This is a genomic window from Cognatishimia sp. F0-27 (assembly GCF_020667845.1).
In the GTDB taxonomy this organism is placed as follows: domain Bacteria; phylum Pseudomonadota; class Alphaproteobacteria; order Rhodobacterales; family Rhodobacteraceae; genus JAFMPQ01.
The window spans coordinates 40,931-65,866 of record NZ_JAFMPQ010000026.1 but is presented as its reverse complement, the minus strand read 5'-3'; the positions used below and the strand labels follow the sequence as shown (position 1 = coordinate 65,866).

Annotated in this window: 20 protein-coding genes; 11 read left to right on the top strand and 9 right to left on the bottom strand. The window is 64.3% G+C overall.

Going from position 1 to position 24,936, the window contains the following annotated elements; translation table 11 throughout:
• The first annotated feature begins 41 nt into the window (after positions 1-41).
• The gene (locus J1C49_RS14485; RefSeq protein WP_227446547.1) at positions 42-2,099 is read left to right on the top strand and encodes a S8 family serine peptidase; all 2,058 of its coding nucleotides are present in this window, start codon (positions 42-44) and stop codon (positions 2,097-2,099) included.
• Between the two features lie 277 nt (positions 2,100-2,376).
• Here J1C49_RS14485 and J1C49_RS14480 read toward each other — a convergent pair whose 3' ends face one another.
• Complete coding sequence (locus J1C49_RS14480) at positions 2,377-3,465, bottom strand: phosphatase PAP2 family protein (protein WP_227446546.1); 1,089 nt, start codon at positions 3,463-3,465, stop codon at positions 2,377-2,379.
• A gap of 168 nt (positions 3,466-3,633) precedes the next feature.
• Here J1C49_RS14480 and J1C49_RS14475 point away from each other — a divergent pair, with 168 nt between their 5' ends.
• Positions 3,634-5,238, top strand: coding sequence for a transcriptional regulator (locus tag J1C49_RS14475; protein ID WP_227446545.1), 1,605 nt, complete (start codon positions 3,634-3,636; stop codon positions 5,236-5,238).
• Between the two features lie 54 nt (positions 5,239-5,292).
• Here the strand turns inward: J1C49_RS14475 and J1C49_RS14470 are convergent, their stop codons facing one another.
• The 7 genes from J1C49_RS14470 to J1C49_RS14440 all read right to left on the bottom strand — a co-directional run bounded on the left by J1C49_RS14470 (position 5,293) and on the right by J1C49_RS14440 (position 13,580).
• Positions 5,293-6,540, bottom strand: coding sequence for a lytic murein transglycosylase (locus J1C49_RS14470; protein ID WP_227446544.1), 1,248 nt, complete (start codon positions 6,538-6,540; stop codon positions 5,293-5,295).
• Between the two features lie 144 nt (positions 6,541-6,684).
• The gene (locus J1C49_RS14465; RefSeq protein WP_227446543.1) at positions 6,685-7,065 is read right to left on the bottom strand and encodes a lasso peptide biosynthesis B2 protein; all 381 of its coding nucleotides are present in this window, start codon (positions 7,063-7,065) and stop codon (positions 6,685-6,687) included.
• A gap of 48 nt (positions 7,066-7,113) precedes the next feature.
• Positions 7,114-7,413: a PqqD family protein gene (locus tag J1C49_RS14460; RefSeq protein ID WP_227446542.1), complete on the bottom strand. Its 300-nt coding sequence runs from the start codon at positions 7,411-7,413 to the stop codon at positions 7,114-7,116.
• A gap of 5 nt (positions 7,414-7,418) precedes the next feature.
• Positions 7,419-8,279, bottom strand: coding sequence for a hypothetical protein (locus J1C49_RS14455; protein ID WP_227446541.1), 861 nt, complete (start codon positions 8,277-8,279; stop codon positions 7,419-7,421).
• Positions 8,280-8,836: 557 nt separating this feature from the next.
• Positions 8,837-10,729, bottom strand: coding sequence for an asparagine synthase-related protein (locus tag J1C49_RS14450; protein ID WP_227446540.1), 1,893 nt, complete (start codon positions 10,727-10,729; stop codon positions 8,837-8,839).
• Complete coding sequence (locus J1C49_RS14445; RefSeq protein ID WP_227446539.1) at positions 10,726-12,417, bottom strand: ABC transporter ATP-binding protein; 1,692 nt, start codon at positions 12,415-12,417, stop codon at positions 10,726-10,728. The genes J1C49_RS14450 and J1C49_RS14445 overlap by 4 nt, the downstream gene beginning before the upstream one ends.
• Before the next feature lie 5 nt (positions 12,418-12,422).
• Positions 12,423-13,580: a nucleotidyltransferase family protein gene (locus tag J1C49_RS14440; protein WP_227446538.1), complete on the bottom strand. Its 1,158-nt coding sequence runs from the start codon at positions 13,578-13,580 to the stop codon at positions 12,423-12,425.
• 552 nt (positions 13,581-14,132) lie between these two features.
• On the opposite strand from J1C49_RS14440, the gene J1C49_RS14435 reads away from it, so the two are divergent.
• The 9 genes from J1C49_RS14435 (at position 14,133) to J1C49_RS14395 (ending at position 24,396) form a co-directional block, all read left to right on the top strand.
• On the top strand, positions 14,133-15,533 hold the full coding sequence (locus J1C49_RS14435) for a serine/threonine-protein kinase (protein WP_227446537.1): 1,401 nt from the start codon (positions 14,133-14,135) through the stop codon (positions 15,531-15,533).
• A gap of 2 nt (positions 15,534-15,535) precedes the next feature.
• Entirely contained in the window at positions 15,536-16,612 is a 1,077-nt protein-coding gene (locus J1C49_RS14430) for an FHA domain-containing protein (protein ID WP_227446536.1), read from the top strand.
• Positions 16,605-17,522, top strand: a complete 918-nt coding sequence (locus J1C49_RS14425; protein WP_227446535.1) for a protein phosphatase 2C domain-containing protein — start codon at positions 16,605-16,607, stop codon at positions 17,520-17,522. Before J1C49_RS14430 ends, J1C49_RS14425 begins: the two co-directional genes overlap by 8 nt.
• The gene (locus tag J1C49_RS14420; RefSeq protein WP_227446534.1) at positions 17,519-18,802 is read left to right on the top strand and encodes a hypothetical protein; all 1,284 of its coding nucleotides are present in this window, start codon (positions 17,519-17,521) and stop codon (positions 18,800-18,802) included. Before J1C49_RS14425 ends, J1C49_RS14420 begins: the two co-directional genes overlap by 4 nt.
• Positions 18,803-18,853: 51 nt before the next feature.
• On the top strand, positions 18,854-20,959 hold the full coding sequence (locus tag J1C49_RS14415) for a dynamin family protein (RefSeq protein WP_227446533.1): 2,106 nt from the start codon (positions 18,854-18,856) through the stop codon (positions 20,957-20,959).
• Positions 20,956-21,867 (top strand): dynamin family protein, encoded by a 912-nt coding sequence (locus tag J1C49_RS14410; protein WP_227446532.1) that lies wholly within the window; start codon positions 20,956-20,958, stop codon positions 21,865-21,867. Before J1C49_RS14415 ends, J1C49_RS14410 begins: the two co-directional genes overlap by 4 nt.
• A gap of 82 nt (positions 21,868-21,949) precedes the next feature.
• Entirely contained in the window at positions 21,950-22,330 is a 381-nt protein-coding gene (locus J1C49_RS14405; protein WP_227446531.1) for a hypothetical protein, read from the top strand.
• Positions 22,327-23,133, top strand: a complete 807-nt coding sequence (locus J1C49_RS14400; RefSeq protein WP_227446530.1) for a hypothetical protein — start codon at positions 22,327-22,329, stop codon at positions 23,131-23,133. The genes J1C49_RS14405 and J1C49_RS14400 overlap by 4 nt, the downstream gene beginning before the upstream one ends.
• 372 nt (positions 23,134-23,505) lie before the next feature.
• Complete coding sequence (locus J1C49_RS14395; protein WP_227446529.1) at positions 23,506-24,396, top strand: oxaloacetate decarboxylase; 891 nt, start codon at positions 23,506-23,508, stop codon at positions 24,394-24,396.
• Here J1C49_RS14395 and J1C49_RS14390 read toward each other — a convergent pair.
• Complete coding sequence (locus J1C49_RS14390; protein ID WP_227446528.1) at positions 24,369-24,926, bottom strand: GNAT family N-acetyltransferase; 558 nt, start codon at positions 24,924-24,926, stop codon at positions 24,369-24,371. The two genes, J1C49_RS14395 and J1C49_RS14390, sit on opposite strands and share 28 nt — an antisense overlap.
• Positions 24,927-24,936 lie beyond the last annotated feature (10 nt).

Here is a 24,936-nt window from a genome sequence, read left to right as displayed (position 1 = left end):
AGTGCCACGCCTCTCGTCACAACATGAAAAGGAGCACGACCATGAGCTTGACCTGGAACGACCCTGCTCCCGGACCGTTTGAGGATGCCTATCTCGATTGGGCAGCCCGGCTGGACGCCCGCAGACACAGGCCAACGCGTGGACCGCTTTACGAGCCGGTCTTTGTGCGGCTTGTGGCAACCGAACCGCCGGAAGACGCCCGCGAGGCGCTACTCCACGCGCTCGAAGACCCCGAGGCGCCGCTGATCATGGACCGCCACGAATCCGCATTGCTGAAGGCGCGGATCGAGAACGACCCCTTTGTCGGCCTTCCGGATGAATACACGCTCTACAGACGCCTCGATGCCGCAGAGAATGCGGACGCTGACCCGTTGTTCACGATCCTCGACCGCGGCGTCCCCGTGGAAATCGTTCAGGGCGAGACCCGCGGCGGAGAAAGCGCGCCCTTTACGGCGGGCACAGGGTCCGGCGCGCCAATCGTCGCGGTGATCGATGACGGGATTGCCCATCTCAACGCGCGCTTCCGCGACGGGGACGGTCAGACCCGGTTTCACGCAGTCTGGCTTCAGGCACAGGAAAGCACCGGTGACGGAAATGGCGTTCTTGCCGGCGAAGTCCTGTCGCGCGAGACAATCAATGCGCATCTGGCCGCTGCGGAAAAAACCGGCGGGGAGGCTGATGTCTATGGGGCACTCAACGCGCGTCTGTTTCCGCATACCGGCCGGCGTGCCACGGATTTCAGCGATAGCCACGGCACCCATGTGCTTGATCTTGCAGCAGGCGCCAATCCCGGAGACCCGGCCGCAGACTGGCCGCTGATGGCGGTCTCTCTGCCGCCGGATTCGATTGACGATACCTCCGGCACACGCTGCGAAAGCTATATCGTCATGGGGATGCGCTGGATTCTGCATGAAGCCCGGCGGCTCGATGCCTGCGCGCCGGTGATCGTCAACATATCGCTGGGCATTCTCGCCGGACCCAAGAACGGCGGACGGTTTGTTGAGTATCAGGTCGCGCGCGAGGCGGCGCTCTGGGAAGAGATTACCGGCCAGCCGGTGCGCGTGGTCTGGTCTTTTGGCAACAACCATCGCGACGCGCTGATGGCCGATCTCGGGTTTTCCGGCAACGATGCGGGCGGCGAAGCACAAACGCTCACATGGCGGGTGCAACCCGGCGACAAGACAGCCAATTATATGGAAATCCACCCGCGCAAGGCGTCCTCGGACCGGTTTGCGCTCAACGTGACCACACCATGTGGAACGGCGTCGGGTTTTGTCGCGATACCTGTCGGCGCATCGCGCCAGTTGATATCCGCAGGCGCACCGGTGGCAGAGATCTTTCACGTGCCGCCACGGGATTTTGGTCATGGCCACGGCACACCCGCGCATTACGTGATCGCGCTTGCCCCGAGCGAGGCGCGCGACGGGTTCGAGCCGCTCGCCCCGGCGGGAGCCTGGCACATCGCAGTGCAGGATTGCGCCGGTGGGCCGCAGGCCGCCGTCAGTCTCCAGATTCAGCGCGACGACGCCCCCCGCGGGTATCGCGGGGAGACCCGGCAATCCTACTTCGACGCCTCCGATGCCTACGCGTGGGACCCCGAGGTCATGGCCTATCTTGGTCTGTCCGAAGACGGCGCGATCACCCATGCGGGCGCACATAATGCGATGGCCTCCGTCATCGCACCCCAGGTGTTCACCGCCGGAGCGGCCATGCGCAGCCCGGTTTGCGCCACGCAGGACGCCGGCAATTACCGCCCTGCCCGTTACACGGCGCAAGGCAGCATCTGGTCCGTGCCCGGTCCGACGGTTTCCATGGTGGCCGAAGACGGGGCGTTCCTGTCAGGCGTGGGCGGCACAGGCACGCAGACCGGCACGTGCCGTTTCTATTCGGGCACAAGCGCGGCCGCCGGGCGGCTGAGCCGCGCGCTTGCCTTGTCAGCGGACGGTCTTGCAGCCATCGGAACTGGCACTGGGGCCGCCAATCTCGCCGTGCCGGGTTCCGGCGCGATCACGCTGATCCCGGTCGCAGCCGAGCATCGCGCGCGGCTCGGCGCCTATATCGTGGAAGTGCCGGAAACCACGCCGGCGCGCAGGCTCTGACGCCCCGCCGTCGGTGGATGCAGAATGGCGCGCTCGCCCGTGGTGGTGTCCTTGACTGCGGGGAACGCGACGGGCGCGCGATCCAAATGCAAAGAGTTTTAGGCAAATGGCCAGTCCGGCGGCATTGCGACAGAGGCGCCGCTGCGTGACACTGCACATGCGGGCCGCTTTGATCCGGGTGCACCCGTGCCGAATTGCCGGATTGCCCGAAGGCAACCCGGCTACTCGTTAACACAACCTTCGAAGCTGACACCTCAAGGCGCACTCATCAAAGCGGTCACCGCTCGGATTGGGCGGTATCCCAAAGAGCACGGCACCAATCGGGCAAGGTCACGCCGGAAATCTGCGCTTCCCCCGTCTCGATCTGCGCACTCTGTTGCAGCGCCGAGTTAAGCAGCGAAAGATTGAAATCCTCTTTATAGGCGCCACCCTTGAAGACCCGTGTCGGGGTCGTCTTTTCCCCATCCAGCAAACGCACCACCGCTTCCGCCAACGTGATGCCAAGCACCGCACCCGCCATGCTGTCTGTCGGGAAATGCACCCCCGCGACAGTGCGGTTTTGTGCAATCCGCGCGGCGTGGCGATAGAGCATGTTGCCCGCGGCGATCTGGCCCACCGGGTCAAACGGCCCGTCATAGAACAAGCGGGTCAACAGCGTCGCGGATGCAAAGGCTTCGGTTGCATGTCCGGAGGGCCAGGCGCCATGCGGCGGGGTCTGAATGATCGGTTGCAGCTTGCGGCTGAGGGTGATCGGCCGCAAGACGTCCAGCCCATGCTTGAGCGGGTGCACCGTCGCCGTGCAAAGCCGGAACAGCGCCTGATTGAGAGCCAATGTCCATTTCGTGCCGTCCGGCGCGAGATAGCTGACCCCGGCAAAAAAGGTCTGGATGTCATCGGTCTGCATGATGATCTCGGACAGGCGGTCGGGGCGCAAATCCGCCGCCGCGCGGAGAAATCCGAGCTGGTTATCCCGCAACAGCGCATCATCCGGGCACTCGAGCGTCACCAGCGGATCGGCATGCCCCGCGATCATCACATGGCCCGCGGATTGATCGGCCTCGACGCGCACCTGAAACAGCGATTGCAGCGTGGTATCGATCACGGATCGGCGCGGATTGGTCCCGAGCGCCCGCAATGCCGCCCAACTGTCACGCGGAGCGGGCGGCACGCGATCGGCCGATCCGTCCCAATGGCCAATCGTGCCATCCCGCGCCATGCCGAGCGCCGCGCCGGAAAACCCCGTATCAGGGCCGCCCTGATGGCTCTCGTGACTTTGATGGCTCTGGTGGGACTGGTGGGACTGATGCGATTGGTGAGACTGGTGCGATTGATGGGACTGATGGGATTGGTGTGAATAGGTTGGCATGCAAGGTCTCCGCATAAATGACTGCGGCGATTGTGACCGGGCAAATACCGCGCGTCAAAGCCTCTTCTTACGCCATCGGGCGCAAGCGGCACATTTTGCTTCGTTCTGACAACGGCTTGGCCATGGTAATTGCTGGCTTGGTGGCGGGTTTGGGGTAATATGCGCGTCATGAAAGACGTCGCGGAGCGCATCTCTATCAGTGTTTTGGGAAGCCTGTCAGTCCAGTCGGAGGCCGGCACCAACCTGACGCCCAAAGGCGTGAAGAACCAAGCCCTGTTGGCATTGCTCGCACTCAGCCCCGGCATGACCCGTCCACGCCGCTGGGTCGAGGACAAGCTCTGGTCGGGCTTTGCTCCGGAACAGTCGAGCGCCAATCTGCGGCAGGCCTTGACCAAGGTGCGGGCCGCGTTGGGCGCGTGGCGCGATGTGCTCAATGCGGACCGAACGGACCTCTGGCTGGATGCCGCGCGCTTGCAGGTCGACGTTTTGGAAGCACCGTCTCTCGCCGCGATCAAGGGCACCGAGATCCTACAGGGGCTGGATGCCCGCGACCCCGAATTCGAGGATTGGCTCCGGCAGGAACGGGCCACATGGGCCGCCCGGATCGAAGCCGACACCCCACGCGTTTCGCGCGGCGTGCTCATCGCCTGCCGCACGGTCTCCGAAGACAGCGCCCGCCAACAGATGATGGGCGACGTGCTTGCCAACCAGATCGGCGAAACCGTTTCCGAACAGGTCCGTGCCTGGCGCCAATCGGATGGGAGCGATGACGAGACCGACCTGCCGCGCAGCGACGTGACGATCACCTCGCAGATCGTCGCGGATGGCGCGGATCACGCACTGTTCCTCAAGGCCGTGCATCAAGCGACCGGTCGGATCCTCTATTCCAAGACCCAGACAATCGCGTCTCTGGGCGAAATTCTCAACGCCGATGAACGCATTGCCAAGACAGCGTTCGAAGCGGCGGATCAGATCGTCGGGAAACTGCCACAGATCCTTGACGGCAACCGCCCCGAGGCCCGCGCGACAGCGCTCTCCCGCCAGGGGCTTTTTCGTATGTTCAGCTTCGAGCAAGAGGCGTTGCACGAGGCATCGGACCTCATGGCCCGGGCCTTTGAGCAGGACCGCAACGGGTTGTATCTCGCCTGGTCGAGCCTGATCCGTTTGACGCAGCTGATGGAAATGCCCGAAGGAGACCAGCGCGGATTGAGCGAAGAGGCCATTGCGCTCCACCACAAGGCAATGGAGCTTGACGCCGATAACGGGCTGATCCACGCCATTGTGTCGAAGGTGCGCGGCACGGCGCTTGGTGATCCGGCCGGCGTGCTGGATTACGCCCGGGTCGCGGTCGAGCGCAACCCCGTCAGCGCCTTTGCGTGGAAGGCGCTTGCCGAAGGCTACATGCTCGCAGGCCGCACGGAAGAAGCCTTTGTCGCCTCCGCCCGGGCCTGCAAGATCGCGCGGTCCTCCCCGTTTCGCCACTGGTGGGAAACCGGGCATTGCGTGATTTCCATCGCCGCCGGGCGCCCGTTTGATGCCATCGAGGCTGGCGAGGCCGCGGTGCGCTCGGCGCCGTTTTCGCGCCCCGCCTATCGCCACCTTCTGGCGCTCTACGCCATGGATGGACAGTTGGAGAAAGCCCGGTCCGTCGCGGATCGGCTGGCCCAGATCGAACCCGGATTTTCGCTCGACAGGCTTGTGCATGACGAGACATACCCCGTCCGAACGCTGCGCAACACCGGCTTGCTGGAACCCATCAAGCTGCTGATCTGAGACCGGCGCGCAAGGGACTGGCCGGGCGCGGCGCATCCCCCGCCCGATGCGAGATTAACGCAGCCGATCGAGCAGGCCGCGCGAGGGCGTTCCCGTCACGGACAGGCCTTCGCGCCTCTGGTAACCCTCGATGGCAGCGATGGTCTTGCGCCCGATCACGCCATCCGCCGTGCCCGCATCGAACCCGGCCCGGGTCAGTCCACGTTGCAGCGCCTTGCGATCCGCCTGGGTCAACCCATTGGCGTCCGGTCCGAATTGCCCGACAAGCGGCGCGCCGCCGGAAAGGCGCATGGCCAGATATCCGACACCCAGCCCATAGTTTTCCGACGGGTTGTAGCGCAGGATCATATCGAAGTTGTGGAACACGAGGAACGCGGGGCTGGTGACCCCCATCGGCGCGAGGATCGCCGCGCTGCCCGCCTCGGGCAACGCCCCGCCCCGCGCAGGCCGCACGCCGAGACCGCTCCAGGACGCAACGCTGCGTTTGCGAGACCGCCCCGTAAGTCCGGCGTCAAAACCCGCTGGCAGGCGGACCTCCAGCCCCCAGGGTTGACCGGACCGCCACCCGGCCCGCGTCAGGAACCGCGCGGTGGTCGCGAAGGCATCAATCGGGTTGTCGCTCCAGATGTCGCGCTTGCCGTCGCCGTCGAAATCCACAGCGTTGGCCTGATAGGCATTCGGGATCAGCTGCGTGTGCCCCATGGCTCCCGCCCAGCTCCCCACAAGCTGGTTCGGACGGGCATCCCCGGTTTGCACGATGCGCAACGCGTCCAGTAGGTTGGACTCGAAGAACCGGCCCCGCCGCCCTTCCCATGCAAGCGTCGAGGTGGCGGAAATAACCGGAATGGTGCCTTTCTTGGTGCCAAAATAGCTCTCTACACCCCAGATCGACGCGAGGATCTCCGGCGCGACGCCGGTTTGCGCGGAAACCTGATTGAGCGCGGCACGCTGGCGGGCATAGGCCTGCCGGCCAAAGGTCACTTTCTCTTCGGGCGCGACAATGGCCAGATAGTCTTCGAGGCTGCGTTTGAACTCGGTCTGGTTGCGATCGCGGTCGATCACACCGGGCAGGAACCCCTGACCGCGGAAGGCTGCGGTAAGCGTGGCATCGGTGATGCCCCGCGCGCGCGCGCGATCCTTGAAGGCAGCCACCCAGCTGTCATAGGCCGCATTCGGTTGCGGCAGGAAGGCCGGATCGACCGCCGCCGCTCCGGCGCGCGGAGCGGTGCCCGGCCCGCCGGTGCAACCGGTGACGGCCAATGCCGCCAATCCCACTGTAAACAGGCGTCTGTCGCGTCTCATGGCTGCTCTCCCCACGTTGCGATCTTGTCGGTGTTCAGACTACCCCACTCACGGGCGCACGCAATGACTCATGCAGCCCTTGGCCGATGCAAGCCGATGAATTCAGAAGAGCCGTACTCCCCGCCAGGCACGTTGGCGCTTTGGTCAGGAACGTTTGGCTTCGAACGGGACGTAGCCGGAAACATCACCGCCGGTGATGACGATCCCGTCACGCCGCAACCACGCATGGGCTTCAAACGGTCCGGTCCGCTCGCGCGGCATGCCAAGGACAAGTTCCGCATCGATCCCGGAACGGCTAAGCCATGTCCGGGCTGCCACGGCCTGCACGAGACACTTGCTCTGCCACGGCACACGGTTTGCGGCCCGCGGAATGGCCCAGGCGACACGGTGCACGAGCGCCGCTTCAAAGGCGCTGAGAGGCTCTGTGCGGCCCTGTGTCGTCACGGCAAAATCAGCCAGCGGCGCTCGCGCCACGCGGACCCTCGCAACAGCGAGAAAAAGCACCGCCCGCGCGAGGTCGACCATGCGCGACGCTGTCAGCCTATGTGGTGAAACCGGCGTCACCCGGGCGCCCTACTGGCCCGTGACGGGGGCCGCAGCGTCCGCCTCGCCGATGAGCCGATGGTCCAGCAGATCGCGCATCACCGCTTCGATATCAAGCCGAAGCACCTCTGCACCAACATCGTAATTTTCCTGCAACGCCGCACAGATCGAATCCACAGACCCCCCGGTTTGCAGAATCTCCCAGATTTGCGCCCCGACCGGATTCAATCCGTAATAGGTTTCGGTTGTCAGGCTCAAAAGCACCAATTCATCGCCCGAATTCGTGGAAATCACGCCGCTGTCGGCCTTGTAGAGGATGGCATGGTCCATGATGCTTACCCTTCCGCGCTCTCGCCTGACATAGCGGAGCCGTGGTGGAGCGACAATCCTTCCATACCTGCTGCAGCCAGAATGGCGGCCTGCACCTCTGGCAAGCGCGCGTAGTCACGCGGGTAGGACAATGCGAAACACGGCACAGCCGCAACCAGCGCCGCTGCCGCATTCATGCGCTTCCTGGCCGGGATGGGCGCGCGCGGATCGAGTGCGAAGCTGTTGGCAATGATCTCCATACAGGCGTCGCCGGAGGAGAGGGCGCGGGCCTCGATCGCCGCGCCACCGCAATCCTCGTCAAGCGAGAAGACGGCCGCGAGGGGCGTCGGGTCCGCCATAAGCTGGGCCGCGTCAATCTCAAGCCTGCGCTTGTCGCCATCGACGCCGATGGGGGCGCTGGAACGTGGCGCCGCCAGTGCAGACAGGCTGTCGGGCAGCAACCGGCAGCTGCGGCCAATCGCGCGGATGGTTGGCGGAGCCTCATGGACGTCACAGATCAGACTGTCATCACCGACCCGCGCGCCCTCGATCGACCAGAAGCTGGACATCAGCGTGGACTTTCCACGGCCGGTCTGCCCAATGAAAAGCACGGCGCGCGCGTCCAGAACCACGCTCGACCCGTGCAAAACAAGCGCGCCATCGTGGGCCGCAATCCGCGGATCGACATAGCTTTCAAGGAGATGCTGGATTTCGGACGGATCGGAGACCTCCGGGTTGTCTACGATCGGGGCGAGGTCGTGCAGGTTGACGGAAACGGACAGGCCGTCGATTGCCTCAAATCGAACGAGGGCCGGCGCATCCGTCCGCTGAAAGGTCCGTATCCCCGAAAGGGGATCTTCCCAGATCAGTAGTTCGGTTTCGGCCACAAAACCCTCGTGAAACCATGCAGTGAGAAAAGAAAAAGGCCCGCAGACACACCACGGACCCAAATTCGTGTTGAGAGACGCACCACTTACACAGTGATCGGATTCGCCACCAGATTCTATCCTGCCAGAGTTCCCAAACGCGGCTCAAGCCGCCCTCGCAGCTCGGTTTCTCAGCTTATGGACGACGGCTGGGGTCGTTACTGTTTGGCCCACCGTTGGGTTCACTCCGACGTCCCGATCCACCCGCGGTCTTTGCGCTGACAGACCCATAGACCTTCAATTTAGGCTTTTCGTAGCGCTGTGCCGTATTGGGCTTTTTCATTGTCAACTTCCTTACGTAAATCTCTGCCCGATCATATGCGCCATGCGGTCGGAAAGCAATCTCAACGACTGCGAAACACCACTATTCGGTGCGAAATCGCCGTCTCACCCGTTAAGGTTGACACCCAGCGATTCCATTCGCCGTTTTGACACTTGCATAACCGCTTAGAGAGCGGCCTGAAACGCCTCCGCGCCCCGAGAACACAGGCACGTGCCGCCAAGTCATGCGTCTTGGCTTACCGAGCCATGTCTGCCGAGCCGGCGACCCGAGCCGCCCAGATCAGCAAGTACGTGGCCTCGTCCGCCACGCCGTCAGACAGGTCAACGCTCTGGTCGCCGAGGGCTTCCGCGGCAACAGGATCAACCTGCCTCAACGCGTCGACAGGGTCAAAGAGGCCACGATTGTGCATATGCTGCAAAACCGCCCCCGTGAACGATGCGCCGAGGTGATCAAACCCTTTTCGCCACCGCACGGCATCCGGCAAGATGCCACGCATCGCGTTGCGCTGGATCCATTTGGGAAATCCGTCGCGCTGCAACTGAGAGATCGGAAGAGACAGGACAAACTGCGCGAGACGCGGATCGGAATAGGGATCTCGCGGTTCAATCGCCAACTGGCTTGCGACGCGATTGTATCGTTCGCGCGCGACTATCCCCAGCAAGCCACCGATGGTTCTGGCCCGTCGCACCTGATCGGGCTCGATGTCGACATCGCGTGCGGTCTTTTCCGCCACCAACTCCGCCCAATACCCGGTTCGCCCGAGGAATTTCGGGCTTGCAAGGCTGCGCGCGTGATCGGGTTGCCACGCGCGGTTCAAGCGTCGCGCGCGCGCGGACCGAATCCAGGTCGGCATCCAGGCCCGCCACATGTTCTGAAGGAGGGTCCGTCCGACCGGCAGGGCAAAGTGATTGGCCCAATGCTCTTTTTCAGCTTGAAGCTCCCGCCATGCGGGCAACAACCGTCCAGAGCGCAAATGCGCCGCCACCGGAGAGCCGCAGGCGAACAGCAAGTCTCCCCCGGCACCGTCGAGCACCACCTTGTGACCGGCCCGATGCGCCTTGGTGTAAACAGCGCGCAGCAAAGTCATCGGGCCATCAAACGGATCCTTGAGGGACAAGGTCTGCGCGCAGAGGTCATCGATGATGTCCTCCATGGCATCGAGCCGCACACAATCGGATGTGATTCCCCTCATCGTCAATGCCTGATGAATCATCCAGGTCTCGCGGCACTGTGCCGGGTCCGGACCCACCGCGGAGACTGTGGCCAGAGGCTCCTGACCGGATGCGATCCGTTCACGCCCGATCAGCCCGGCAATGGCGCCTGAATCCATTCCGCCGCTCAACATGCAGGCCACCGGTTTGACCCCCCGCAATCGCGGGCGCAGGCTGGCGTTCAATGCGTCCCTGAAGGCTTCGGCATAGGCGTCGTCGGACGGCAGCCGGAGCGGGTCAACAGGGGATAGCGCCCAATAGCGCGCCATCTTCAGACCGGTGCGGTCCACGCGCAACCAATGTGCCGCGGGCAATCGCCGGACCGTTTCGAAGAACGTGTCTTCCGCGTTGCGGTATTCATACTCCTCGAAAAGCAGATCCCCGATCCGGCGCACATCCAAACGGCCCGACACACTCGGCAAGAGTGGCAAGCTGTCTTCCTCGGATGAGAAGGCAAAGCCGCTGCCTGGCGCGTGACTGTAAAGGAACGGGCGCATGCCCATACGGTCGCGGGCGCAAAACAGCCCCCCTGCGCGCGGATCCCAGATGGCAAATGCGAAATCCCCTTCGAGCCGCGCGAGGCAGTCTTCTCCCCACCGCAGATACGCCGCAAGCACAAGCGCACCGTCGCCGGTGCCGCCCTCTGCCAACCCCAAAGCGGGCAAGAGCCCGTCGCGATTATCGAGACGGATATCGCCGGTGATCACGCAGCCGCTTTCCGGCTCCTTCAGGGGCATCATTTCCCGCGCGGCCTCCGGCGTCGTGATCAACCGCGTATGCCCCAGAGCGATGGGACCGTCTTGCCACTGCGCCGATCCGTCGGGGCCGCGCTGCCGCAGAGCGGCCATCACGGGCGCAAGTGCATTCTTGGGAAGGTCCTGCCCGGTCAGGTCGAGCCAGCCGCAAAGCCCGCTCATGCGGTGCTGTCCATCGGGTCTGCGCCGCGCTTGTGGGTCTCGATGATGCGCCCCTGATCAAGCTGCACCACGCGATCCGCCAAAGCGAGGCTCGCCGGGCGATGCGTGATCAGGATCACCGTGCGCCCGGCCAACGCCTTGCGCGCAGCCGACACGAAGGCCGCTTCGCCCTCCGGATCGAACATCGCTGTCGGTTCATCGAGGATCACGATCGGCGGGTTCTTGAGCAACGCCCGCGCCAGGGCGATGCGTTGCCGCTGGCCGCCCGACAGACGCACGCCACGTGGTCCGATCGGCGTGTCATAGCCCGCGGGCAATTCGGCGATGAACCCCGCCGCCTGCGCCTGCGCGGCTGCACGCGCAATCGCTGCGTCCTCGGCCTCCACATGCCCAAAGGCGATATTCTCCCGGATCGTGCCTTCAAAGAGCAAGGTTTGCTGCGGCACGACACCGATCGCGGTCCGCAGCGCCCGGAGGGTCAGCGACTGACAGTCCCGACCATCCAGCGTGATCCGGCCGGCGTCAGGCGTCAGAAATCGCAAGAGCAGATCGACCATGGTCGATTTCCCCGCGCCATTGGCGCCGGTCAAGGCTGTCACCTTGCCCGCAGGAATATGCAGGCTGAGATCGCGCAAGGTGCCGTTGCGTCCGGGATGCGAAAAAGACACGGCCTCAAAGCGGATATCGCCTTGGATATGCTCCGGCGCGATCCCCTCATCGAGCTGTTCCGGTCGCTCGTCCAAGACGTTCTGCAACCGCTCCAAAGCGCCTTGCACGCTCTGGGTGCGTCCCCAGATCGACGCCAGCGATGACAGCGGCGCCGCCAGCATGCCGGCATAGAGCAGGAGGCTGACAAGCCCGCCGATGTCCAGCGCGCCGCTGGCAACCCGGTCCTGCGACGCCCAGAGCACAACCACGATGGCGCTGGCCGCGCCCCATTGCACCACCGGCGAAACCGCCGTTTCCAGTCGCACCAGGGCGAGGTTCTGATCGCGCAGCACCCGCATCCGGTCGCGAAAGCGTTCGCGTTCGGCCTCCTCGCGCGTGAAGGCCTTGATCGCAGGGAGGATCCCGAAGTTTTCCTCGGCAAGCGAGACAACCGCCCCGTAGCGGTCGCGCGCTGCGCGCGACATCGGGCGCAGCCGCCGGGTCAGCAGTTTGGAGAGTATCACGAAAAAGGGCACCCCAAGCACCAATGGCAGCGCGAGGGACGGATCGAGCGCGATCATCACCGCCGTTGCCCCGACAAGCACCAAGAGAGACGGGACAAGACCGATCACATCTTCGGTCAGGTAATCGCCCACGTCATCCACGTCCCGTGTCAAAACCGCGATCTGTTCACCCGCCGCGCTTGACTTGAAATAAGTCAGTGGCAGCGCCTGCAGGTGCGCGTAGAGGCGGGTGCGCAGATCGGCCGTCATGCGCTCGAACGTGGAGGACAGGATAACGCCGCTGAGATAGGAGACCGCGGCCCGCACTGCGAGAAGGCAGATCAGCCCCATCGCGAGCCCGGCTGTGCCGACGGCCTGTGCCGCGGCTGCAGCTCTGTCGAGCACGCCTTCCGCGAGCGCACCCAAAAGCCATGGCGCCAGGAGGGTGAAACCGGTCTGCAACAGCAACAGCCCCAACCCAAGGGCAAACGCCCCGCGATAGGGCACCGCAAACTCAAGGATCTGACCCAGTTTCATCGCGCCTACCCCCGACGCCGCGCCATCTTGGCGGCACCGCCGAACGCCCGCCGCAGATAGAGCGTGCCAAGCCATTCGCGCCGCTGATCCTGTCCGAAATGCGCCCGCATATAGGCTTCGGGCGGAAAACCGAGCTGCTTGAGGAAAAGAAGCTTGGCTTTGGCGCCACGAGCGGCGCACCAGTTCATCCAGAGTTGCCCCCCGGCGGAGGCTGCAAAAAACCGATCGACCGGGCCATCCGGGCGAGCGGCGCCGAGCCGGTCCAGAACGGGATCGGGGATTCTTGCCCCAAGCAGGTCCCGGGCCACGCGCAGTGTCTGGTGACAGACCGACCCGAACCCCATGTCGAGCGCGCGTTCACACAACATGCGCCACTCCGCATCGGTCAGCCGTTGCGCGATCTTGACCACATCCATCAGCCAGATCAACCGCGTGTCGCTCTCATGCTCAACCCCGCTCACGGCGATGGCGCGCCCGAGATGATCAAACCGGTGATAGCAGGCCATCAGAAGCGCATCCACGAGATGCGGTCGCAAGAGACCCTCGGCACAGGCATCCAATGGCACCGCCCGGTCAAAAAGCGCCTCGCGGGTCAGTCTCTGGCTCAGAACCATGTGATTGCTGGGCCGCCAATGCAGGTCGATGACATGGTCCAGGCCGTGAGCGTCCTGTTTGGAAAAGGTCATCTCTGCAAGGCGTATCTCTCCGCCTGTGGAGGACCACGCGTCATATCCCTGCGTCAGGAGAATTTCGGTGACGGCCGCGACATCGTCCGGGACCACTAGCAGATCCGTATCGCCCCGCGCCCGGCTGGCCGGACGGTCGTAGACCGAATAGGCAAGCGCGGTGCCCTTCAGCGCCAGCGCCTTGATGCCCTTGTCGCGAAGCGCGCCCATCAACCGTCTGAGGGCGGCGTGATGGCCCAACTCCCAGAAAGCCTGACCGCGCGCGGTCTCTTGCATGCCGGCAAGCAGGGCCGTGGGAAAAACCGCATGGGCATCCGCCCGCGCAACCAGACACCCCAGCACCCCATGATATACCATCCTGTCGATCAGCCGGTCGGGATCGCATTCCGACGGGATCGGGTCAGAAACGTTCTGATCACGCAGGCAGGCCGCGATCCAGGCATCGACTCTGTCCCAGTCTGGAATGGGATGCGACACGGTGAAATCGTCCTTTCAATTTGCTGCGGGCATCCTGCCAGGTCTGCGGAATCGGCGCCCGCCAATCGGCTGCGGCACATGCGCCGTCACTATGCAGAGCGCGACAGTCACAGGCAACGGCGGCTCCGAAAGCGCTTTGCGCCATGATCCTCGCGAGCACAAGCACCTGGATGCGCCGTGGCCGCGACAGGCTGGGCCCTGCCCGCCAACCAAGCGCAGCCCGTTGCGGATTGCGACGCCATGACTGGCCCTTGGCGCGCGCCATGCGGCATGAGATGGAGCCTGTGGTCGTGCCGGAACGCCGTTCATGTAGCCGCTTTGGTGCGGGTGGCAGGATGGCGGGCAAGACGCCCCGCCAGATAAAAGATTGCACCGACGCCGCTCAAAAAATACGAATATTTTTATTCAATTTCAGACCTCTAGCATTCACGGCCTTTGTCGGACCTGCGCCTATCTCGCGACACTTTTCCGCCCCATTGCACCGCCTTTTTAGACAGGACGCGCAGGCACGAACTGGCGACCGGTTTCATGATGAAAGGAGGCGACGGAACAATGCAAGACTTGGCGGATCCCGAATTCAACGCCCCACCGCCGGTCGGAGACGAACTGCCCGCGGGAACGGTGTTGTGCCAGGGCCAGTACACGATTGTCCGCTACCTCAATTTCGGCGGTTTCGGCGTCACCTATCTCGCCCATGACAGCCTCGGCCGGAAAGTGGTCATCAAGGAGTGCTTCCCCGGTGCGATGTGCTGCCGTGCGTCCGGGACGGTGCGTTTGCGCTCCACCTCGCAAGGCATGGATTTCGACCGTGTCGTCGAACTGTTCGAGCGCGAGGCCCGCGCGCTGGCACAGCTTGAGCATCCCAACATCGTCGGGGTCCACCAGATCTTCAAGGATAACGGCACCGCTTACATGGCGATGGATTTTGTCGAAGGGCCTGACCTTTTCGATGTGCTGGAGAGCCAGCCCGAACTGCTCGAACCGAAAGAAATCCGGCGCATTCTGCATCACCTGCTCGAAGCGCTGTCTTATGTGCATCGCAACGACATGCTGCATCGTGACATATCTCCGGACAACATCCTGTTGGCGCCCGGCGGCATGCCTGTGCTGATCGATTTTGGTGCCGCGCGCGAAGATGCCGCGCGCACGACCCGCATGTTGTCGCGGGTGCACACCGTCAAGGACGGGTATTCGCCGCAGGAGTTTTACCTGATGGGCAGCACGCAACAGAAATCCAGCGATCTCTACGCGCTCGCCGCGACCGTGCATCACCTGATCGTCGGGCGTGCGCCGCCCAACAGCAACATCCGTCTCGCCGCCGTCGCCCAGGACGAGCGCGATCCGTATCAACCATTGCGCGGGCGGGTATCTGGCTATGACGACGCGTTTCTCGGGGCAATTGATACCTGTCTGGCCCTTTTTGCCAAGGATCGTCTGAGCACCGCGGAGGAATGGCTTGACGTCATCGCCGGGCGCAAGACCAGCACCGCGCCGTCGCACATGCAGGTGGAAGAGGGCGAGATCAGCGACGACCTGAAGCTGCGGATCTCGGAACTGGTTTCTGAAACGACCAACTTCATCCGGGCGGCACAGAAGGACGCGCCGCGCGACCCCGAACAGACAGAAACACCTCCCGATCCGCTTGCCGCCAAACGCGAGGCCGAGCGCCAGTATTGGGCCATCCTCAATGAAGACCCCGATGAAATCCGCGCGGAGATTGCACGGGTGCAGGCCACGCAGACAAAGCGGCGCTTTGGGTCGTCTCAGGGTTTCGGATCGCACGCCTCCGTCTTGGCCGGGTCTGACACAGAAATCCTTCTCGACCCCGAAGCCGATCACGGCGCGCCCGGCGAGCGGGGCTCCCGTTGGACCGGGTGGCTCGGCGGGCTGTTTTCGCTCCGGAAATCCCCCGACAGCCGACCCGGCGGCGCCATGCATCCAGTCAAGGAGTAACCATGTCGACGTTTCGCAACATCATCGCCCGCCGGCGCCCTTCGCGTCAGCCAGAAGAGACCGCCAAACATGGTGTTGAGCCTGTGCCGCCTATGGAAGACATCTTGCCGGATCGCATGTCACGGCTGCGCGAAGAGCGGGACGACCCGCCGCCACCGCCGCTTGAGTTGCCGAAATGGGAGCTGCAGGCCCCACCTCCGACCATGCAGTCGGGCGCGGCGACGGGTCCTGAAGGTGTGGCCCTCGACGGAATGGCCGATCTCGGAGACCGCGACCGCGGCGGGATAGACGCCGACATGGAACCTGCACGCACGCCATCGCGCCGCAAGATCTGGGATCTGGAGCCGGAGTGCGCATCCGAACCAACCCGGCCGGCAAGGCCGACAACAGAGCACGAAGCGTCCCACTCGGCGTCAACGGTCCAGCCTCCGCAAACGCGGCTGGTATCATCGCTGCATGCGCTCGGCACATCGCAGACCGACGACCTCGGAGCCGTGGCCAGAGAGGCGCTCGCCCGCGCGGGAACCCAGACCGCCGCACCCGGCATGCCCGCCGCATCGCCGCCCTTAGCGGCAGAGCCGCCAGAAGCGACCGCGCCGGGAGCGCGCAACGCAAGGGTAAAGACCCGCCTCCTCGGGTTTCATTCCGACGACCTGATACCCGATGCCTTTGCCGCAGAGCGCGCCCCGAGCGCCGCCGAGCCGGTCACCTGTCCGGTCGGATGGCTCGTGATCGTTGACGGCCCTGGGCGGGGTGCGTCCTTTGCCTTGGTCGCAGGCTTGTCGACCATTGGCCGCGGCGCAGATCAGACCATCCCGCTCAGCTTCGGCGATGACAGCATATCGCGCGATAACCATGCCTCCATTGCCTATGACGAAGAGGAAAACGAAGTCCTGATCGGGCATGGTGGAAAATCCAATCTTGTGCGCCTGAACGGCAAACCGCTCGTCTCGTCAGAGACCCTCAGCAATGGCGACCAGATCCGCGTGGGCAAGACAACGCTGCGCTACGTTGCGCTCTGCGGACCCGATTTCAGCTGGGCACAGGACGAAGACACCCCGGAGCATGACCGTGGCTGAACCGCTGGCCGATGTGGCAACGGCCGTGGCCCTTGGGCGGCGTGACCGGCAGGAAGATGCGGTAGTGGCGGATTTCGCCGATGGCGCGGAGACTGGCCTCGCGGTGTTGTCGGACGGTATGGGCGGGCATGACGATGGCGACCTCGCCTCGCGGATCATCGTGTCCGAGGTGTTCGGCGCGCTGTGCGTCTCCGGGCGGCCCGATGCGGCGCTGCGTGGCGACGTCAGCGCGCGGCTGCACGACGCGGTGCAAGCGGCGAACCGAAGCCTGCATCATCAAGTCGCCTCCGGCACCGGTCAGCCGGGCATGGGGGGCACGCTGATCACCACGGTGATCGAAAAGTCCAGCCTGCGCTGGATCTCGATCGGCGACTCCGGGCTCTATCTCTTCCGCGATGGCACCCTGACCCGGCTCAACGAAATCCACTCCCTCGCGCCGCAAATCGACAAGCTGGTGCAGCAAGGCGCGATTGATGCCGAAACCGCGCGCACGCATCCGCAACGCGCATGCCTGACGTCAGCGCTGGTTGGGTCGGCCATCGCACGGATCGATTGCCCCGCTGACCCTGTCCCCTTGTGCGGCGGAGACATCGTTCTGATGGCGAGCGACGGGCTGGACGTGTTGGAGGACCGGGACATCGCGGCGATTCTCGACCGTGGCCAAGCCAGACCAAGCCAGCATATCGCCCGTGCCCTGATCGACGCCGTTGCCGCGCGCGATGCGCCCGATCAGGACAATGTGTCGATCGTGGTCATCAAACCCGCGCTGGACGCGCCCGCGCCAATCACGGACATGTCACACCATGCCCGCCACGCCCCGCGCACGTCCCTCGCCGGACGGATCGGTGAGCGGGTCCTGCACGCACGTGACGCGATACTTGCCTCCTTTGCCAAGAAGTCAGTCCGATGAGCGAAACCGCCGACATGCTCGAAGGTCTCGACGCCTTGCGGTCCCGCGACGGGCTATCGGGACGGGTCGTCAAACGCTGCGTCAAACTGATCGAGCGGTTGCAGACGCCGGTGCGTGTCGCGGTGTTCGGCCTGCCCGGTGCAGGCAAGGCTCCGGTGCTCAATGCGCTGGTCGATGCACAGGTGCTTGCTCCCGATCACCAAGCCGCTCCGGCCCGGATCAGCCATGCGGCCGCCCCCCGGATGACGGTCACGACGGAAGCGGGAGACACGGTCTCCGGCGACGCGACGCTGCCAATCGCTCTGGGTGCGGATCTCTTGTACGCCGAGATCGGGTTGCCCTTGCCGACACTCCAACAGATGTCGCTGCTCAATGTCGTGACCGAACCATCGCCAGAAGAGTGTCGTGCCGCGTTGCTGTGGGCGGCGCAGCGCTGCGATATTGCCATCTGGTGCACGCGGACCTGGTCGGCCCCGGAACAGACCCTGTGGCAATCCGCTCCGGATGCGCTCAAGAACCACGCACTGCTGGTGGCAACAAACGCGGCGGAGGCGACACGGATCGCGCAGACCGACCAGACCGGGCTGTCGCATGGCCTTTGCGCCATCGCGATGGAGAGGGACATGGCGATGGTATCGACGGAAAGCGCCGAAATGCTTCGCCAGAAAATCGCCGCGATGATTGCCGAGGCACGCCGCGAGGACCTCGACGCCGCCTATGTCTTGCTCGCGCAACAGGGTGCGGACGAGCCGCGCCTCCAGCCTGTGTCGACCCCGGAGTCGCCGGCCCGCCCGGATTCGCCGGAGTTGCGGCTTGTGACCCGCAACGACCCTCCGGCACCGGGGTCGGCGTCCTGCGGATCTGCGCCGGACAGCGCATCGGCTTCCCCCATGCCATATGGCGCGCGTGAGGCGCTCCCGGCCATAACGCCGGAGGCGCCGGACTTGCCCGCGGCCGCGCGCGCAACGCTCTCTCGCATGCTGTTTCTCATCCGCGCCGCCGCGCGGGACCTGCTCTCGGATGCGCCCCAAGACATGTTGGAGGATGCGGCAGCATCGGCCTCACTGGTCCGGCTCGAAGAGGCTTTCGAAGCGCTTCTCGAACGCGCCGAGGACGAGCCGGCCATCCGCGACACCTGTCCCGGCGTCGTCGAGATGCTCGAGGAGGCCAACGAGTTGATGTTGCTTCTGCGGATCGAGGGCACAGCCACGGAGGCTGCCGAAGCCGCCGTCCTTTTGGCGCAGGTGCGCGACGATGTTGTCCGGGCACTGGCGGCATGACCCGATCGCCCCGCAAAGCCCACGCCTTGACCGGAATCCAGGAGTAAAATGATGCCATCCCCAGAGACGACGCCATCCGACCTTCTGACCCGGACCTACAGCGGGCTCGATCCGCTCGCCGCAAAACTCGCAGAGCTCGATGCACGTCTGGTCGACGCCTGCGCGTCGCCCAACCCTTCGATTGTCGCTAAGGCGCAGCAATTGCGCCGCAAGATCCGCGATTTCGAACCGAGCGTGACCATGATCGGACAGGTCAAGGCGGGCAAGACCACGCTTGTCAATGCCATGACCGGCTGGAACGACATGCTGCCCGCCGATGTGAACCCATGGACCTCCGTGGTCACCTCCCTGCACATGCAGCCCGGACCCCGGCGCAGCACCGCGCATGCCTCTTTCCGCTTTTTCACCGAAGAGGAATGGAGCCACCTCGTAACGCGCGGCGGCCGTATGGGCGAGCTGGCGGGACGCGCCGGTGCCGATGATGAACTCGACAAGGTGCGCGCACAGCTTGAAGCGATGCGGGAGAAGTCCCGCGACCGCCTCGGACGGCGCTTTGAAATGCTCTTGGGGCAATCGCATGATTACGAGAATTTCGATGCTGCATTGATCGAACGTTACGTGTGCATGGGGGACGATTTCTGGGAAGAGGCCGGCGGTGACCGCGACAAGGGCCGGTTTGCCGATATCACGCGCACCGCCGATCTCTGGCTCCGGCAACCCGAGTTGCCGGTGCGGCTCTGCCTGCGCGATACGCCCGGCGTCAACGACACGTTCATGATCCGCGAGCAGATCACCATCAATGCGCTGCGCGGCAGCCGCCTGTGCGTGATGGTGCTCGCAGCCAGCCAGGCGCTCACATCCGTCGACCTTGCGCTGGTGAGGATGATATCCAACGTGAAATCCCGCGACGTGATCATCTTTGTCAATCGCATCGACGAACTGTCCGATCCGGGCCGTGAAGTGCCGGAGATCCGCGAAAGCATTCGAGAAACGCTGCGCAAACATGACGGCCCCACCGATGCCGAGATCATCTTTGGCTGCGGCTACTGGGCCAGCGAGGCGATGGCGGGCGGGGTCGACTCTCTGGGGCGAGACAGCGCGGAAGCGCTGCTGAGCTGGGCACGCGCCACGTTCGGCACGCAAAGCCCCTTTGATACCGTCGAGGAGATGGTCTGGAACCTGTCCGGCATGGAAGCGCTCGGCAGCGCCATCGCGACCCGCATCGAAGCCGGAGCCGGATCACAGATCTTGCAGGAAATCGCGGTCGAGATCGGAAACCTTGATCAGAGTGTCACCGCATCAGACGCCATGGCTTCGGCTATCGCCACCGGCGGCAAAACCCTGTGCCGCCTCTCGGAAGCAGACCTCACCGATGCGCTGGACAGCATCGAACAGGCGGCACGGAGCCGGTTTCTGCACGGGCTCGCGCCCTTGCGCCATGGGCTCATGGAGCGGATCGAGACCTCGCGTCAGACCTTTGTGAACCGCGCCACCGCAGCCCTGCTCAAACATCTCGAAGCCTATGGTGAACTGGAGGTCTGGTCCTATGACCCGTGCGGTTTGCGGGTTCTTCTGCGGTCAAGCTTCCAACGGTATGTGCGCTCGGCATCCCGCCACGGATCCGACTGCCTCAACCGCGCCGCCGCGGATCTCAACGCCCTCTATGAACAGGCCTTCGCGCTGGACAGCGCACGCCCGACGCTGGAGCCGCCCCCGGTGCCCACACCGGAACCCCCGGTCGTGCTCGGGCAGACCATCGCGCTGGATCTGCGCAGCACGTGGTGGTCGCGTTTCTGGCGCCGCCGCAAGGGATACCAGTCTTGTGCCGATGATTTCGCACATCTGATCCGGCAGGAAACGCAGCCGATCCTCGACACGCTTGTGACCGATCACGCACAGGGATTCGAAGCCTCCCTGCATCACGCCCTTTCGGAGTTCCTCGCCACGAACAGGAGTATCCTGCTCGACATCGCGCGGACGCATGGCGTGCATGCAGACCCATCGGGCGTCCAAGCCGAAGCGACACAGCCCAATGTTCCCGGGGCGGACCCCGCCCCCTCGGCACCGGTCCGTCCGGTCCGCCCCGTCAGACCCAGCCCCGCAACATCCTCGCGCGCCGTTTCGGGCCCGCAAGACAGCCTGGAGGTTACCACATGAGCGCAGAACCGATGATGGCCCCCGAAACAACCATCCTTGTGAACCGCCGACCCCGCATTGCCCTTATGGGCGAGTTCAGCGCGGGCAAGAGCACATTGGCCAATCTTCTCCTTGGCCAGAGCGTCTCACCGGTCAAGGTCACGGCCACCCAATTGCCGCCGGTCTGGTATCAACACGGGCCGGAAGCGGTATGCAGGATCGACAATTCCGGCGCGGAGATCCCCATCGCATCGCAAGATCTCGATACGGTGTCGCATCGCGAAACGCAGGCCGTGCGCATCTGCCTGAACGCGGAGGTTCTCGAATTCTGCGACGTGATCGATATGCCCGGCACGTCCGACCCGAACATGCCGTCGGAGATCTGGGAAAGGATGCTGACGCGGGTGGATGGCGTGATCTGGTGCACCCCCTCGACCCAAGCCTGGCGTCAGTCGGAAGCCGCGCTCTGGCAGTGTCTGCCCGCGCGATTCCACAACCGGAGCCTGTTGCTCATCACGCGCATGGACAAGCTTCTGAGCGAAAGCGACCGCAAACGGGTTGTCGCCCGTGTCACCCGCGAGGCCGATGGGCTTTTTGACAAGGTTTTACCGATTTCCCTGACAGAAGCGATTGCCGCACGTGACAATCCTGACGTGTTGCAACGCTGCGGAGCGGATCAATTCGTCGAAAGCCTGATTGAGCTTGTTGAGTCCTTTGGCACCCCAAAGGCAGATGAGCGCCTCGATGCCTTCGGCCCTGTCGGCAAGGCTGCAAAGCCCGCGCCACCCATTGTCCCGGTGCCGACAGCGCCAAAGCCGGGTGCCGCCGCATCGGCAGATCAAAATGACGGTCCACGCAATGGAGTCGTGCCCCGACGCGTGATCCCGAAACGGATCAAACGTGCCGATGCCCGGCGCCCACCCACCTGACGAACGACGTTTTCCAAAGCAAAACTAACGCGGTTTTAACCGCCCCTGCGTCATGGTCACATCTGGCAACTTTGAAAGTCAGATGTCGACCAAGCCTCTCCAGATGTTTCGCTCTGCGCTGCCCGGCTGTGAAATAGCCGTGCTGACCGATGTATCCACCGGAACGGTTCTGGCCTGGGACGGATCCGTAAAATGGCCGCAGGAAGCGCTGGATGCGCTTTGCGCACAAGCGCGACAGGTTCTGGCTCTGGGCCAGCGCCGTGCGCCGCTCCACGAACCGCAAACTGCGGTTCTGGCAACTGCACTAGGGGTGCAGTGTTTCTTGCGCGCGGCACCGGGCGCTCAGGAGGTGCTCTGTTGCGTTCTGGCGTCCGGAAGCGACGTGGATGCCGCCCTTGACGCGGGTGCCGCCGCCTGCGCGATCCTGCTTGACGGGCCTCTGCGTGCGGAGGGCGGTGCATGAGCCACAACGATCCCATCATCGCCTTTCGTTCGGCGCTATTCGACTCCGCGGCCTTTGGCTCGGGCGAGGTCATGCCGCAAGCGATCCGCACGCCAGAAGAGGCGCACCGCTTCTTCCAGACACAGATCGCCAGAACGATGCTCGCGCGGCGGCTCGTGTTCCTGATCGACGGGGTCGAACGGTTGTGCTGCGAGGTTGCCGGGCGGCGGCTCCTGAGCGCCACGCCCTGCGCGGAAGACGATGATGACAAAAGTCTCTTGGCCTTTGACGCTCTTGATGATCCGGGGACAATCCAGCCTGCGCTGGATGCGCTTGCCGCCGAGATCGGCGGTTGGCCTGCGCAGGGGGCCACCGTGGCGGTCCGGATTGGCCCGACAGCCTTGGCCCAAGCCGCACCCAGGGGCGGCCTTTCTCCGGCACGGCTCTCGGCGGCATTCGGGTTGCAAGCCGCCCCCGCCGAACCAAGCGACGCGCTCACCGCATTCGTCGACATGGCAGGGACGGCGATCGAGGCTGCCGCCTACCTGACCGGGGACATGCTCTACGCCCTCAAAGGCGAGGAACCTCAGATCGATGCGCTTTCCGGATTTCTGGAAGACTGCCTGACGGAAATTGACGCGCTGCCAGACGACTTTTTCTGCCCGCCCGGACAGGGCGGGATGCTCGTTCTGCGGGGATCTGACGGGGACGCACCGGCCGTTGTCATCGGGGTCCTCGAAGAGTTGACCATCCTTGCGCACGCCGCGCCGCAGGCCGTATCGACCCTTGTCGCGGCATGGGCGAAGACCGCACTCAGGCAGTGATGCGCCAAGCAGCCCCGCGAGCAAGTGTTGGCCACGCGCGACGCAACCAGCGGGATACGCCACAACGCGAAGCGCTGTAGACGACATGGCAGGCGGACAACGACAGACAAGACCGCGGCGCCACATGGCACATCGCGACATGGCACATCGCGATATGGCAAAACGCGATACGGCACATTGCGATAAGGCATATGGCGGCATGGCACAACGCGATACGGCACAACGCGACACGGCACATCGCGACACGGCACATCGCGCTACGGCACACCGCCACCAGCAAACCGGCGCGCCATGCGCTTGCCACGGTTGCATCCCCATCCCGAGCCGGGTCACTCTTGGCCTGAAGCGCCAGACACGATTCCGGGACCACCGATGCACAGTGAGCCGACCCCAAACCGGCAGGCCGCGCGCCTGCGCCAGCTGCTGGATGGCAACAGGCTGATCATGATGCCGTGTTGCTTTGATGCCCTGTCGGCCCGGCTGATCCAGCAAACCGGGTTCGACCTGACGTTCCTGTCCGGCTTTTCGGCCTCGGTGAGCCGCATCGGTGCCCCTGATGTCGGCCTGATGAGCTATGCAGAGGTGCTTGATCAGGCCCGCAATGCAATGGAGCGGCTCGATATCCCCATGATGGTTGACGGTGATACCGGCTACGGCAACCCGATGAATGTGGAACGGACCGTCGAAGGCTTTGCCCGCGCGGGGTGTGCAGGCGTGATGATCGAGGATCAGGTTGCGCCGAAACGGTGCGGCCATACGCAAGGCAAGGCCGTTGTCGACCGCGAAGAAGCCTATGACCGCATCCGCGCCGCTGTTGCCGCCCGCGGCCGCCATGACATCGTGATCAAGGCGCGCACCGACGCGCGCCGCGACCATGGCCTTGCGGAAGCGATCGCGCGCGCGCAGCGTTTTGCCGAGCTGGGCGCCGATATCGTCTTCATCGAAGAACCTTTGAACCGCGAGGAGATGCGCACCATCTGTCGCGAGATGCCCGTGCCAACCCTCGCCAACATGCTCGAAGGTGGTCAGACCCCGATCCTTTCCCCGGCTGAGCTGGAAGACATGGGTTTTGCCATCGCGGCCTACCCGCTGACCTGTCTTGCCTCTGCCATGCGCGCGATGGTGTCCACGCTGACCGATCTGCGCGCCGGTCGCGACCACGGCGGGGCGTTGATGCCGTTTTCCGAATTGCGTGAAAGGGTGGGCTTCGACGCCTATTTCGAGAGCGAAGTGCGCTACAGACGCGACACAGGGCCCGGCTGATTGTCTACCGGGAGGTGATTTTCACCATGCCCGGCAAGGCTGCGCTGCATCAGGACGGTGTCAACCCATTGGCCATGCTTGAAACCGACACGCTCAAGCGTGCCGACCATCCGAAAGCCCAGCGCCTTGTGCAGCGCGATCGAGCCGTGGTTGCGCGCATTGCCAATGACCGCGATCATCTCGCGCCAAGGGCCCGCCTCACAGGCGGCAATCACGCCATCCATCAAGGCGCGCCCCGCCCCTTGCCCCCGCGCTTCGCGCCCGACATAGACGGAGCTTTCCACCGTGTGCCGGTAAGCCGGGCGAGGCCGATAGGAGCCCGCATAGGCAAAGCCAATGACTGTGCCGGACCGCTCGGCCACCAGATGCGGCAAGCCCATCGTAAGGATGTCCGCCCGGCGAGCGCCAAGTGTGGCCGCGTCCGGCGCCGTCTCTTCGAAGCTCGCCAGACCGTGACGCACTTCATGGCCGTAAATCGAGCAGATCGCATCGAGATCAGCGTGTCGCGAAGGCCTGACGAGGACGGTCATACATCACTCC